The 13,720-nt window shown below is 43.3% G+C and carries 14 protein-coding genes; 13 read left to right on the top strand and 1 reads right to left on the bottom strand.

Features of this window, described 5'->3' with window-relative positions; all coding sequences use genetic code 11:
• Positions 1–9 precede the first annotated feature (9 nt).
• The 11 genes from yvzA (at position 10) to yvcN (ending at position 11,521) form a co-directional block, all read left to right on the top strand.
• Positions 10–369, top strand: coding sequence for a hypothetical protein (gene yvzA, locus BSU_34830; RefSeq protein ID NP_391363.1), 360 nt, complete (start codon positions 10–12; stop codon positions 367–369).
• A gap of 164 nt (positions 370–533) precedes the next feature.
• Positions 534–2,303 carry an efflux transporter (ATP-binding and permease protein) gene (bmrA, locus tag BSU_34820; RefSeq protein NP_391362.1) on the top strand — a complete coding sequence of 590 codons (1,770 nt, stop codon included), beginning with the start codon at positions 534–536 and terminating at the stop codon, positions 2,301–2,303.
• 125 nt (positions 2,304–2,428) lie between these two features.
• Positions 2,429–3,883, top strand: a complete 1,455-nt coding sequence (gene yvcD / locus BSU_34810; RefSeq protein ID NP_391361.1) for a hypothetical protein — start codon at positions 2,429–2,431, stop codon at positions 3,881–3,883.
• Positions 3,884–4,263: 380 nt separating this feature from the next.
• Positions 4,264–5,685, top strand: a complete 1,422-nt coding sequence (gene cwlO, locus BSU_34800; protein ID NP_391360.1) for a secreted cell wall DL-endopeptidase — start codon at positions 4,264–4,266, stop codon at positions 5,683–5,685.
• Positions 5,686–5,890: 205 nt separating this feature from the next.
• Positions 5,891–6,841: a thioredoxin reductase gene (gene trxB, locus BSU_34790; RefSeq protein NP_391359.1), complete on the top strand. Its 951-nt coding sequence runs from the start codon at positions 5,891–5,893 to the stop codon at positions 6,839–6,841.
• 317 nt (positions 6,842–7,158) lie between these two features.
• Complete coding sequence (gene yvcI, locus BSU_34780) at positions 7,159–7,635, top strand: putative triphosphate pyrophosphate hydrolase (protein NP_391358.1); 477 nt, start codon at positions 7,159–7,161, stop codon at positions 7,633–7,635.
• 24 nt (positions 7,636–7,659) lie between these two features.
• Positions 7,660–8,547, top strand: a complete 888-nt coding sequence (gene yvcJ, locus BSU_34770) for a GTPase possibly involved in regulator sRNA degradation (RefSeq protein NP_391357.1) — start codon at positions 7,660–7,662, stop codon at positions 8,545–8,547.
• 1 nt (position 8,548) lies between these two features.
• Positions 8,549–9,502, top strand: coding sequence for a gluconeogenesis morphogenetic factor (UDP-sugar binding) (mgfK, locus tag BSU_34760; protein ID NP_391356.2), 954 nt, complete (start codon positions 8,549–8,551; stop codon positions 9,500–9,502).
• A 22-nt stretch (positions 9,503–9,524) separates the two neighbouring features.
• On the top strand, positions 9,525–10,475 hold the full coding sequence (gene whiA, locus BSU_34750) for a putative morphogen (protein NP_391355.1): 951 nt from the start codon (positions 9,525–9,527) through the stop codon (positions 10,473–10,475).
• Between the two features lie 23 nt (positions 10,476–10,498).
• A complete protein-coding gene (crh, locus tag BSU_34740; RefSeq protein NP_391354.1) occupies positions 10,499–10,756 on the top strand; it encodes a catabolite repression HPr-like protein in 258 nt (85 codons plus the stop codon).
• Positions 10,757–11,521, top strand: a complete 765-nt coding sequence (yvcN, locus tag BSU_34730; protein NP_391353.1) for a putative arylamine N-acetyltransferase — start codon at positions 10,757–10,759, stop codon at positions 11,519–11,521. It begins immediately after the preceding gene.
• Between the two features lie 35 nt (positions 11,522–11,556).
• Here the strand turns inward: yvcN and yvzJ are convergent, their stop codons facing one another.
• Positions 11,557–11,766: a putative lipoprotein gene (yvzJ, locus tag BSU_34729; RefSeq protein YP_003097790.1), complete on the bottom strand. Its 210-nt coding sequence runs from the start codon at positions 11,764–11,766 to the stop codon at positions 11,557–11,559.
• 146 nt (positions 11,767–11,912) lie between these two features.
• Here yvzJ and psdR point away from each other — a divergent pair, with 146 nt between their 5' ends.
• Entirely contained in the window at positions 11,913–12,626 is a 714-nt protein-coding gene (gene psdR, locus BSU_34720) for a two-component response regulator [PsdS] responding to lipid II-binding lantibiotics (nisin and gallidermin) (RefSeq protein ID NP_391352.1), read from the top strand.
• A complete protein-coding gene (psdS, locus tag BSU_34710) occupies positions 12,620–13,690 on the top strand; it encodes a two-component sensor histidine kinase [PsdR] response to lantibiotics (nisin and gallidermin) (protein NP_391351.1) in 1,071 nt (356 codons plus the stop codon). Before psdR ends, psdS begins: the two co-directional genes overlap by 7 nt.
• Positions 13,691–13,720 lie beyond the last annotated feature (30 nt).

Here is a 13,720-nt window from a genome sequence, read left to right as displayed (position 1 = left end):
ATATGAAGAGTGACTTCCTTATTTTCAGAAAGTGAAACAGAAATTGTATCAACGACCTATATGTTTCTTACCCAAGATGAAATGAAGGGGAAAGCGGGCACCCTCAATCAACCGATCAACGACTTTCTCAGCCTGACAAAGAAATTTGAGTCTTCATTAAAAGAGGAAATCAAAGGGCAAAAAGGGTTGATTGTAAAAAAAATAAAAAAAGAGCTTGAGTCTAATAGCGAAAAACGAAAAGCTGCCCTTCAGATGATAAAAGAAGAACATACCGCAAAAGTTGATCGGTACAAAATGATAATAGAAGACCTGCGACAGCAGGATGTAACATTGACTTACAGAAAAAAGAAGCCAGTGAAAGATGTCTAACACAAAAATCTCCTATTCAAACAATGAGTGGGAGATTTTTATTTTGATCACGGCAAAAATATACTGAAAAAGTCTTTCTCCATTGATATGATTGAGAAAGAGTAAAAATCATCCTTTTGCTATGACTTTTCACCTTTCTGAACGCTGAAACAGGAGGAAAATATATGCCAACCAAGAAACAAAAATCTAAAAGTAAATTGAAACCCTTTTTTGCCTTAGTAAGACGGACCAATCCTTCTTATGGAAAGCTCGCCTTTGCGCTTGCCCTCAGTGTAGTAACCACGCTGGTCAGCCTGCTCATTCCATTATTAACGAAGCAGCTTGTCGATGGTTTTTCTATGTCAAATCTGTCAGGCACGCAAATCGGTTTGATCGCGCTGGTGTTTTTCGTTCAGGCGGGTTTAAGCGCTTATGCCACCTATGCGCTTAACTATAATGGACAAAAAATCATTTCCGGGCTGCGGGAGTTATTATGGAAGAAATTAATTAAGCTGCCTGTCTCTTATTTCGATACAAATGCTTCCGGAGAAACAGTCAGCCGTGTAACGAACGATACGATGGTGGTCAAAGAATTGATTACAACCCATATCAGCGGATTTATTACAGGCATCATTTCTGTCATTGGATCATTGACAATCTTGTTTATTATGAACTGGAAGCTGACACTGCTTGTGTTAGTGGTCGTTCCGCTGGCCGCTCTTATTTTGGTGCCGATTGGACGGAAAATGTTCTCCATTTCACGGGAAACGCAAGATGAAACGGCTCGTTTTACAGGCCTGCTTAATCAAATTCTCCCGGAAATCAGACTTGTTAAGGCTTCAAATGCGGAGGATGTCGAATATGGGCGCGGGAAGATGGGGATTTCCTCATTATTTAAGCTTGGCGTTCGTGAAGCCAAGGTTCAATCGCTTGTCGGCCCGCTTATTTCACTCGTGTTAATGGCAGCGCTTGTCGCAGTGATCGGATATGGCGGCATGCAGGTCTCATCAGGCGAGCTCACAGCCGGAGCGCTCGTGGCTTTTATTTTATATTTGTTTCAAATTATTATGCCGATGGGCCAGATTACAACGTTTTTCACACAGCTGCAAAAATCAATCGGTGCAACAGAACGAATGATTGAGATTTTGGCAGAGGAAGAGGAAGATACAGTGACAGGAAAACAAATTGAAAATGCACATCTGCCTATCCAGCTTGATCGCGTGTCTTTTGGATATAAGCCTGATCAGCTGATCTTAAAAGAGGTCAGCGCCGTCATTGAAGCAGGGAAAGTGACAGCGATCGTCGGTCCGAGCGGCGGGGGAAAAACGACGCTGTTTAAGCTGCTTGAACGCTTTTATTCTCCGACTGCAGGGACCATTCGGCTGGGGGACGAGCCGGTCGATACTTACTCGCTTGAATCGTGGAGGGAGCATATCGGGTATGTATCACAGGAAAGCCCGTTAATGTCCGGGACAATCAGAGAAAATATTTGCTACGGGTTAGAACGAGATGTGACGGATGCTGAGATCGAAAAAGCCGCGGAGATGGCATATGCGCTCAATTTTATAAAGGAGCTGCCGAATCAGTTTGATACAGAAGTGGGCGAACGCGGCATTATGCTGTCAGGCGGACAAAGGCAAAGAATCGCGATTGCGAGAGCGCTTCTCCGTAACCCAAGCATTCTTATGCTCGATGAAGCTACCTCAAGTCTCGACAGCCAATCTGAAAAATCAGTTCAGCAGGCGCTGGAGGTGCTGATGGAGGGCCGCACAACGATTGTTATCGCTCACCGCCTATCTACCGTTGTAGATGCGGACCAGCTTTTGTTTGTTGAAAAAGGGGAAATTACCGGTCGTGGAACACACCATGAGTTAATGGCTTCCCATGGCCTTTACCGGGATTTTGCTGAACAGCAGCTGAAAATGAATGCGGACTTAGAAAACAAAGCCGGGTAAATTTTGGTCGAATCAGCCAATAAAAAAGAGGAGGGATTTTCCCAATCCTTCCTTTTGAACTATTGAGGGGCTTACGATTTATGGTATACTACTGACGGTAATATTGTATAAAACGGAGGGTAGTTGTGGGAAAACACACTTCTGAACATAAAAATCACGCACAAATTGTCCAGCTGCTTCAAGATGGACAATATTTTTTTCATAAAGGCTTGAAAGCGTATAAAGAGCGCAATCTAAAACGGGCAAGCAAACTGATTCAGCGCGCGGTTCATTTGGAGCCGGAGGATTCAGAGATGCTTTCACAGCTTGCGGTCATTTATTCGGAAATGGGCCAGTATCAAGAGTCGAACGATCTTCTTGACTATATCATGGCAAATCTGGAGGCCGAAATGCCGGAGTGCCATTACTTTAAAGCGAATAACTTTGCCCATCTGGGGCTCTTCCAGGAAGCTTATAAAGAAGCGGCCGCTTATTCTGATGCGGACCCGGATGGTGAATTCGCCGAAGAAAACGATAGTCTGCTTGATTTGCTCGATTTAGGAGACGACGGCATTGAGGATTCGTTGTATGATCAGGATGAACTGCTGGTGAAACAGGATCGGGCAAAGTCATTGCTGGAAAGCGGCCAGCTTGCTGAAGCGGTTGCGGCGCTTGAGGAAATCACAACTGAATATCCGGAGCTTTGGTCAGCATACAACAATCTCGCGCTTGCCTATTTCTATTCAGGAAACGTTGTAAAAGCGAAGCAAACCGCTTATGAAGTGCTTTCTCATAATGAAGGAAATCTTCACGCCTTATGCAATCTTCTCGTTTTCTACTATTATGAAAGAGAAGACGAAAAAGTGGCGGAATTGAGTGATCAGCTCTCCAATGTCTATCCGATGCTATTGGAGCAGCGTTATAAATTGGGTGCTACTTTGGCGCTTGTCGGCCGCTACGAGATCGGATATAAATGGCTCAAATCATTATATAAAACCGGCTTTGAGGGTGACGACACCTTCTTTTACTGGCTTTCCTGCTCTGCTTATTTTACGGGACATACCGACTTTGCCGAGACGATCTGGAGAAAAGTCGAGTCGCAATATCCCGGCGAAGACCGCCCGGCGCCTTGGATTGAGCGGAGGGAAGCTCTTCCTTCATCTGTGGAGCAGCGACTCGCAGCCTATTATATCAGCAGCACAAAGGGAGAAACAGAGCATCTTGAAGCGGTGATACGCTCAAAGAGAATTACCGCTCCTTTTGAAACTCATTTTGTAAAGCTGCTTCTGAATGGAGATTCTGCGGCTGCTGACGTTTCAGAGGATGCACTTTTCGCTTATCAAACGGTCAAACTATTAGAGCAAGCTGAAAAAGAAGAGATGAAAACAGAAGTCATGAGCTGCTGGGTTTTTCATGTCATCCAGCAAATTCGTGCAGCTGCTCCGTTGAAGAATGAGAAAGGCTGGGCAGCAGCCATCTGTTATATTTGGAAAGAAGCCCATGGCAAGCAAGACACGAAAAAAGACACAGCGGCCCGATTCGGCATCTCTCCGGCAACTTTGACGAAATATATGAAATATATTGATGATATTCTAGAATAGTAAATTTTAAAGAGTTGATTTATTTAATCGACTCTTTTTTTGTTAGATAGATTATATTAAGAAAATAATATCGACAGTTTTTTTACACGCTTAAGAAAAATGACAAATGATGTGTGACTTGACATCTGTTTGAAACATAAATGTAATAAAATTTATCGCTAATTTGTCGAAACTTGATGGTATAATGATTCTCGTACATAAGGAATTAGTGTTTTTTACATATGATGTGAAATAAACGCTATACAACCAGAATAAGAGATGCACAGAATAATTAACCATAAACAACCATCATTCCTCGTAGAGTATGAGGAACGAAACTTGATGTTCAAAATACGATTCCAAATGAGGACAGGTTCACAGTAAAAGGGAGGATATAAAAAGTGAGAAAGAGTTTAATTACACTTGGTTTGGCTTCCGTCATCGGGACAAGCAGTTTTTTGATCCCATTTACAAGTAAAACTGCATCGGCGGAAACATTAGATGAAAAGAAACAAAAAATCGAAAGCAAGCAATCTGAGGTTGCTTCCAGCATTGAAGCGAAGGAAAAAGAATTAACCGAGCTTCAGGAAAATCAATCAAAGATTGAAAAAGAACTGAAAGACATTAACGATAAGGCGCTTGATACAAGCAACAAGATTGAAGATAAAAAAGAAGAAAACGATAAAACAAAAGAAGAAATCAAAAAACTGAAAAAAGAGATTAAAGAAACTGAAGCACGCATCGAAAAACGCAATGAAATCCTGAAAAAACGCGTTCGTTCTTTACAGGAAAGCGGCGGATCTCAAGGATACATAGATGTTCTTTTAGGATCAACAAGCTTTGGTGACTTTATCTCTCGTGCGACTGCGGTTTCATCTATTGTGGACGCAGACAAAGATTTAATCAAACAGCAAGAGCAGGATAAAGCGAAGCTCGAAGATTCTGAAGCGGATTTGAATGACAAGCTGAAAGAAGTTCAAGCTGCCTTGGCTAAATTAGAAACAATGCAAAAAGACCTTGATAAACAGCTTAATGAAAAAGACAAGCTTTTCGACGAAGCAAAAGCAAGCCAAAAGAAAACGGCTAAAGCGATTTCTGAATTAAAATCAGAGGCGTCTGAACTTGCAAATCAAAAAGCAAATACTGAAGCTGAACAAGCACGCATCAAAAAAGAACAAGAAGCAGCGGCTGCTTTGATCAAAAAGCAGGAAGAAGCACAAAAAGCATCTGATGAAACACAAACAGATGACAGTCAAACGGCGACAACTGAATCATCAAAAGCAAGCTCATCTGATGATTCTTCAGACAATTCTTCAGACAATTCTTCTAACGGTTCATCAAACAGTTCGTCAAACGGCTCATCTTCTAAGAAGAGCAGCGGCTCAAACAGCAATTCAGGCGGCACTGTTATCAGCAACTCTGGCGGAATTGAAGGCGCGATCAGCGTTGGTTCAAGCATTGTAGGACAATCTCCGTACAAGTTTGGCGGCGGACGCACTCAGTCTGATATCAACAACCGTATTTTTGACTGCTCATCATTCGTACGCTGGGCATACGCTTCTGCAGGTGTTAACCTTGGACCTGTAGGCGGAACAACAACTGATACGTTAGTTGGCAGAGGACAAGCTGTCAGCGCGTCTGAAATGAAACGCGGAGACCTTGTGTTCTTTGACACTTACAAAACAAATGGACACGTAGGAATCTACTTAGGAAACGGTACTTTCCTAAACGACAATACATCTCATGGCGTATCTGTTGACTCTATGAGCAATCCTTACTGGAAAGCAGCATTTAAAGGTGTTGTAAGACGTGTTGTTCAATAATAAATATGACAAGGGCCTTCTATAAACAGAAGGCTCTTTCTTTATTAACATATACCCTTTTCGAATACATTTAATCGTGTTGAGCAAAAAAATAGCGTATCACCATGAGATTTTATAGGATATGGGTAAGGAATACGTTTGATGGGGATTCTTATCTTATAAGAAAGAGCCCAAACTTGAAAAGATGGTTTAAGGAGTGAATAGTGTGTCAGAAGAAAAAATTTATGACGTGATTATAATCGGCGCGGGCCCTGCTGGGATGACGGCCGCTGTATACACATCAAGAGCGAATTTATCGACATTAATGATTGAAAGAGGAATTCCTGGCGGACAAATGGCCAATACGGAAGATGTAGAAAACTATCCTGGATTCGAAAGTATCCTTGGGCCTGAGCTTTCTAACAAAATGTTTGAACACGCGAAAAAATTCGGCGCTGAATACGCTTATGGCGATATTAAAGAGGTCATTGACGGCAAAGAGTACAAAGTAGTCAAAGCTGGTTCAAAGGAATATAAAGCCCGTGCTGTCATCATTGCTGCAGGTGCGGAATATAAAAAAATCGGCGTGCCTGGCGAAAAAGAATTGGGCGGACGCGGTGTATCTTATTGTGCAGTATGTGACGGCGCTTTCTTTAAAGGCAAAGAACTTGTCGTTGTTGGCGGCGGAGATTCCGCGGTTGAAGAAGGCGTATATCTGACTCGTTTCGCTTCAAAAGTAACGATTGTTCACAGACGTGATAAACTCCGTGCTCAAAGTATTCTTCAAGCGAGAGCATTTGATAATGAAAAAGTTGACTTCCTATGGAACAAAACTGTGAAGGAAATTCATGAGGAAAACGGCAAAGTCGGTAACGTAACGCTTGTCGATACGGTAACCGGTGAAGAAAGTGAATTCAAAACAGACGGCGTATTCATTTACATCGGCATGCTTCCTCTGTCTAAACCGTTTGAAAACCTGGGCATTACGAATGAAGAAGGCTATATCGAAACAAACGACCGCATGGAAACTAAGGTTGAAGGGATTTTCGCTGCCGGAGACATCCGCGAAAAATCACTGCGCCAAATCGTAACGGCTACAGGAGACGGAAGCATTGCGGCACAAAGCGTACAACATTATGTCGAAGAGCTCCAAGAAACGCTGAAAACCTTAAAATAAAAAGGGCTGTCATACGAGTTTCACATTACGTTACTGGGTTTTAATTCCGCTGTAACACATGTGTAATGCTTTTCGGTTATGATTAATAAAGTAATTGACCCCCTTTTTATAATGAATACACTTTTTTGGCACGGATTCTCCAGTTATCCGTGTCCTTTTTTTGTCCATAAATAAAAGAGAATTCCAGTTACAGCAAAATCATCTGAATTAAGGAATGAATATGCTGTAAAATAGAAGAAAAGATTGTCAATGTCTCTTCATTGTGGGAGGCATCTTGAAGCGGTATAATAAAGAGACGATGACAGGACGAAGGTTAGGTGACGTACTTGCAAAGAGTGACAAATTGTGTGCTTCAGACGGATGACAAAGTTCTTCTGCTTCAAAAGCCGAGACGCGGATGGTGGGTCGCGCCGGGAGGCAAGATGGAGAGCGGAGAATCAGTCAGAGACTCCGTCATCAGAGAGTACAGAGAAGAGACTGGTATCTATATCATAAATCCTCAATTAAAAGGCGTTTTTACCTTTATTATTAAAGACGGTGACCACATTGTCTCCGAGTGGATGATGTTTACGTTTGTCGCTGATTCATATACAGGACAAAATGTATCAGAATCAGAGGAAGGCAAACTGCAGTGGCACGATGTCAATGACATTCAGAACCTGCCTATGGCCCCTGGAGACGGCCATATCCTTGATTTTATGATGAAGGGACAAGGGCTGCTGCACGGCACATTTACGTATACACCGGAATTTGAGCTGCTCAGTTATCGTTTAGACCCGCAGCACATCAAATAGAAAGACAAGTCAGGGGGGAGAAAGATGAGTGTTAGTGAATCACATGATATTCAGCTTGTCATTATAACTGGAATGTCGGGAGCGGGGAAAACTGTCGCGATCCAAAGCTTTGAAGATCTCGGCTATTTCTGCGTCGATAATCTTCCGCCTTCATTGCTTCCGAAGTTTTTAGAGCTGATGAAGGAATCAAATTCGAAAATGAGCAAAGTTGCGCTCGTGATGGATTTGCGCGGCCGCGAATTTTTTGACCGGCTGATTGAAGCGCTGGATGAAATGGCCGAAAATCCGTGGATCACACCGCGAATTTTATTCCTGGACGCGAAGGATTCCATTCTCGTCACAAGATATAAAGAAACGAGACGCTCGCATCCGCTGGCAGCGACTGGCCTGCCGCTTGAAGGCATCGCGCTAGAACGAGAGCTGCTTGAGGAATTAAAAGGCCGCTCTCAAATCATTTACGATACGTCTGACATGAAGCCGCGTGATTTGCGTGAAAAAATCGTGAAGCACTTTGCGACAAACCAAGGAGAGACATTTACCGTAAATGTGATGTCATTTGGTTTTAAATACGGTATTCCAATTGATGCAGATCTCGTCTTTGATGTCAGATTTTTGCCGAATCCGTACTATATCGAAAGCATGCGGCCGCTGACTGGCAAGGATAAAGAGGTTTCCTCTTACGTCATGAAGTGGAATGAAACGCAAAAGTTCAATGAGAAATTAATTGATCTGCTGAGCTTTATGCTTCCATCTTACAAAAGAGAAGGAAAAAGCCAGGTTGTCATTGCGATCGGCTGCACAGGGGGCCAGCACCGCTCTGTGACATTAGCCGAGAATTTAGCTGATTATTTCAAAAAGGATTACTATACTCATGTTACTCACCGGGACATTGAAAAGAGAAGCCGGAAATAAGATGGGACAAAAGCCGAAAATCGCAATCTTTGGCGGCGGTACAGGTCTTTCTGTATTGCTTCGGGGCCTAAAGCATAAACCCGTTGACATCACGGCCATTGTAACAGTTGCCGATGATGGGGGGAGCTCTGGCCGTCTGCGGAATGAACTGAAAATTCCGCCTCCCGGAGACATCAGAAATGTGCTTGCCGCTTTATCCGATGTGGAGCCGCTTGTTGAAGATCTTTTTCAGCACCGCTTCAATAAAGGGAATGACTTAACAGGCCATTCTCTCGGGAATTTGATTTTGGCAGCGATGACAAATATAACCGGTGATTTTTTTCACGCTGTCACAGAAATGAGCAAGGTGCTGAATGTAAGAGGAAAGGTTTTGCCGGCTGCCAATGCCAGTGTCGTTTTGCATGCTGAGATGGAAGATGGCCGCGTGGTCTCAGGCGAGTCAACGATCCCAGAATACGGACAGCGCATTAAGCGTGTTTTTCTCACGCCTGAACAGATTGATCCGCTGCCGGAAACAATAGACGTAATCAGGGAAGCGGATTTGATTATTATCGGCCCGGGAAGCCTCTATACCAGCATTCTTCCCAATTTGCTCGTCCCAAAAATCGGGGAAGAAGTGATAAAGGCGCCGGCGAAAAAAGTATACATTTGCAACGTGATGACTCAGCCCGGCGAAACGCTCCATTACACCGCTGCTGATCATGTGAAAGCGCTCAATCAGCATATGGGCTGTGGTTTTATTGATACGATATTAGTGAACAGTGAAGACATTCCCGACGAAATAAAACGTAAGTACGAAATGGAATCGGCGCGTCCTGTTGATTTTGATATCGAAGAGCTGAAAGCGATGGGGCTTGAAGTCATCAGAGATCAAATTGTAACGTATAAAAATGACGTAATACGTCACGATACACATAAAGTGGCCTCTCTTCTTGTTGATTTACTGAAAGAATGAAGCCTTGAAATGAGGTGGCTATATGTCATTTGCATCAGAAACAAAAAAAGAATTAACGAATCTGGAAGTGAAGGACTGCTGCATTAATGCCGAGCTGTCTGCACTCATTCGGATGAATGGAGCTTTATCATTTACAAACCGCCATCTCGTACTCGATGTTCAAACCGAAAACGCGGCGATTGCCCGCCGCATCTATACATTGCTGAAAAAACAATATGATGTGTCGGTCGAGCTGCTGGTCAGAAAGAAAATGCGGCTGAAAAAGAATAACGTCTATATTGTGCGTTTTTCAGAAAATGCAAAAGCGATCTTAGAGGATTTAAAAATACTCGGGGAGAATTTTGTGTTTGAACGAAGTATTTCGAAAGAGCTGGTCAAAAAGAGATGCTGCAAGCGTTCTTATATGAGAGGAGCATTTTTGGCAGGAGGTTCGGTCAATAACCCGGAAACCTCCTCGTATCATTTAGAAATCTTCTCTCTTTATAAGGAGCATAACGATTCATTATGTGACCTGTTAAATGAGTTTCAGTTAAACAGCAAAACGCTTGAACGGAAAAAAGGCTATATTACCTATTTAAAAGAGGCTGAAAAGATTACAGAGTTTCTGAACGTAATTGGCGCTCACAATTCGCTTCTGCGATTTGAGGATGTCAGAATCGTTCGGGACATGAGAAATTCGGTCAACCGCCTCGTCAATTGTGAAACAGCCAACTTAAACAAAACGATCGGCGCATCGCTGAGACAGGTGGAAAATATTAAATACATCGATGAAAGAATCGGCCTGGAGGCGCTGCCTGAAAAACTTCGGGAAATTGCGCAGCTGCGGATTGATTATCAGGAAGTGACGCTGAAAGAGCTAGGGGAAATGGTAGCAAGCGGGAAAATCAGCAAATCAGGGATCAATCACAGGCTGAGAAAACTTGACGAAATCGCAGAACAGCTGCGGACAGGGCAAACCGTCACTTTAAAATAACCGTAAAGAAAAGGGGAGATCTTATGGTTCAACAGAAAGTGGAAGTTCGATTAAAGACAGGACTGCAAGCACGTCCTGCTGCTTTGTTTGTACAAGAAGCAAACCGGTTTACGTCAGATGTGTTTCTTGAGAAGGATGGGAAAAAAGTAAACGCCAAAAGCATCATGGGGCTGATGAGCCTTGCGGTAAGCACAGGCACTGAGGTTACCTTGATTGCCCAGGGAGAAGATGAACAAGAGGCGCTGGAGAAGCTGGCTGCTTACGTTCAAGAAGAAGTTTAGGTGATAAAAATGAGTGACTTTCTAAAAGACTGCTTTCAGAAAATCGGCTGGGAGAAAGACCATGTCAGCTTCGGCGATCTTCCCCTTTTTCTTAAAGCAATGGCATACCGTTTTCCATTCGAAAACCGTGCCGTACTTGCAAAAGAGAATTATAAGATCACAAAAGAAGAGCTATGGCGACGTCTGCTCAAAGATCAGCACGGCGGCCTATGCTACGATCTAAATGGTTTCCTTTATTTTGTCTTGCGTGAGGCCGGGTTTCATGTGAAGCTCATTCGAGGAACGGTTTATGCAGGCGATCAAGAGGGATGGGCACTAGAAGGGACGCATGCTGCTGTATGGCTGTCTGCGGAAAACGGCGATTACCTCGTTGATATCGGCTTCGGCATCAACCTGGCGCTCCAGCCGATACCGCTTTCCGGAGAAACGGTACAGTCACCAGTCGGGTCATTCCGAATCAAAAAGGAAGAGACAGAAAAGGGCAGCTATGTTCTGCTGATGGACAAAGGAGAAGGCTGGCAAATTGGGTACGCCTTTACCCTTGAAGAGAGTGATCTCGGTGATTTAGATAACATGAAGGACATCATTCACTCTCATGAAAAATCTCCTTTTAACAAATCCCTGCTTGCCTCAAAGCTGACGCCGAGCGGAAGGATGGTCATGTCAGAGCGCCATTTTACGATTTATGAAAACGGCGGTAACATTCAAAAAAGCGACATCGGCCCTTCAGGATTTGAAGAGAAATTAAATACTCATTTTTTGTAACGTGAAAAGCTTGCAGGTTATCTGCAAGCTTTTTCTTATGAACAAGTGTAGATTGCTGTATCAAATGCGTCTTCTGGGATATACAGTTTTCCCTTTTCGTATTTATAAGGAATTTCATTCTCTTTAAAGCACTCTTTGGTATAGTCAGTTAGTGTATCCCCAATTTCTATGTATTTCCCGGTATAGTTGGGCTGACATGCTGAAAGAATTGACGTCATTGCCAGAAACAGCATGATTTTCTTCATCACGACACCTGCCTATTATGAAAATTTTACCTTTATCATTCTATCATAACAAAAAGAAAAAGACCGATTTACTATTCCGCACATGCTATAATAATTTTGGAATCTTCTAGAAAAATCATCGTGATGTACATATAAGGGGGATCAACGTGTATCGGATTTTGCTTGTGGAAGATGATGAGCGGATTGCTTCTTTGCTGGGCGGTCATCTTCAAAAATACGGATATGAAGTGAAAATTGCTGAACAGCTGAATGATATAAAATTGGAATTTGCAGAAATGAAGCCTGATCTTGTGCTGCTTGATATCAACCTGCCTTTTTTTGACGGGTTTTATTGGTGCAGGCAAATCCGTACCATTTCCAATGCGCCGATTATCTTTATATCGGCACGGACCGATGAGCTGAATCAGGTAATGGCGATTGAAAATGGCGGCGATGATTATATCACAAAGCCGTTCCATCTAGAGGTAGTGATGGCCAAAATCAAAAGCGTCCTGCGCCGCACATATGGTGAATATTCGCCCTCTTTGCCGCAGGAATCTAGAATAGTGGAGCTTGGCGGGCTGACGATTTATCCTGATCAGAATGAGGCCGAATGGAACAGCGTCCGGATTTTGTTTTCCCAAAAAGAATTCCAGCTTCTCTCGATTTTTGTGAGGGAGCATAAAAAAATTGTCTCTCGTGATGAACTATTGGAGGCGTTATGGGATGACGTTGATTTTGTCGATGACAATACGTTAACGGTCAATGTCAATCGGCTGCGGAGAAAACTGGAGAATGCAGGACTGACAGATTGCATTTCCACAATCAGAGGACAAGGTTATCAATTTCAAGTCAATCGGAAGGATGAAGCGGAATGTTAAAGACTTATCTCATCGACCGCTTAGCCATTATTCTATTTTCATTATTAGGGATAGGGTCCGCCATGCTGATTGCGTATTTAAGCATTGTAGAGAGCGGCGCAGAACCTTCCAAAGAAAATATGATGTACATATGGATTTTGCCCGGTACTCTTTTAGCCGCAGGTTTTGCTGCTGATTATGTTCGGCAATTTTCCTTTCTCACATATGTTAAAAAGCTTGCAGAACAAGCCTCTTCTTCGAATGACATCGGACAGTCTTTGAAAGCCAGAAAGCCAAGAACAGGAGAGCAAGCGCTTTGGACGAAGATGATCAACGCACTCGGGCAGCAATACGAAAGCAGGCTCTCACAATATATCAATCAGCAAAAACAGCATTACACCTTCACCAACCAATGGGTCCACCATATGAAAACACCGGTATCTGTCATATCCTTAATGATTCAGGAAGGAAAAAACGGAACCTCATCCTCTTTTCCGACGTTTTTAGAGGAGCTGGAGGATGAGAATGAGAGATTTCGCCACGGTCTTGATATGATGCTGCAAACGGCCCGGCTGGAGGAATTTGCATTTGATGTAAAGCCGCAAACCTTTGATTTGGCAGAAATGGTTCGTTCACTGATCAATCAGGAAAAACGTCAGTTTATCAAGCGGCGCCTTTTTCCAACATTACATGTGCCGCCAAATGCCGTTCAGATTTCCAGTGATCAAAAGTGGCTTTCCTTTGTTGTTGAGCAAATCCTTTTCAACGCCTTAAAATATTCAAAGCAAGGTGTGGGAGACCCTATTACAATCCGGATTGAAACACAGGGACATGAGACGCGCTTGTCGGTTGCCGACGAAGGAATCGGCATACCGCCGCAGGATCTGCCGCGGATTTTTGACGCGTTTTTTACCGGAGAAAACGGACGAACCATGAAAGAGGCAACTGGAATGGGCCTTTATTTAGCAAAACAGGTGTGCAGCCGTCTCGGCCATAAGCTGTATGCGGAATCAAAAGAAGGGGCTGGCACTGTGATGACCATCGTGTTTTCAAGTGACACCCTCGTGAATGTGACAGCATTGTAAGATTGGGGAGCGGAATTGCAAGAAAGTTCG

This window comes from Bacillus subtilis subsp. subtilis str. 168, from assembly GCF_000009045.1.
GTDB classification, from domain to species: domain Bacteria; phylum Bacillota; class Bacilli; order Bacillales; family Bacillaceae; genus Bacillus; species Bacillus subtilis.
This window is presented reverse-complemented; position numbering and strand designations above follow the sequence as displayed.

Coding starts and splice junctions, on each gene's coding strand:
- bmrA (NP_391362.1), top strand. CDS start 534: ATGCCAACCAAGAAACAAAAATCTAAAAGTAAATTGAAACCCTTTTTT.
- yvcJ (NP_391357.1), top strand. CDS start 7,660: ATGAGTGTTAGTGAATCACATGATATTCAGCTTGTCATTATAACTGGA.
- mgfK (NP_391356.2), top strand. CDS start 8,549: ATGGGACAAAAGCCGAAAATCGCAATCTTTGGCGGCGGTACAGGTCTT.
- whiA (NP_391355.1), top strand. CDS start 9,525: ATGTCATTTGCATCAGAAACAAAAAAAGAATTAACGAATCTGGAAGTG.
- crh (NP_391354.1), top strand. CDS start 10,499: ATGGTTCAACAGAAAGTGGAAGTTCGATTAAAGACAGGACTGCAAGCA.
- yvzJ (YP_003097790.1), bottom strand. CDS start 11,766: ATGAAGAAAATCATGCTGTTTCTGGCAATGACGTCAATTCTTTCAGCA.
- psdS (NP_391351.1), top strand. CDS start 12,620: ATGTTAAAGACTTATCTCATCGACCGCTTAGCCATTATTCTATTTTCA.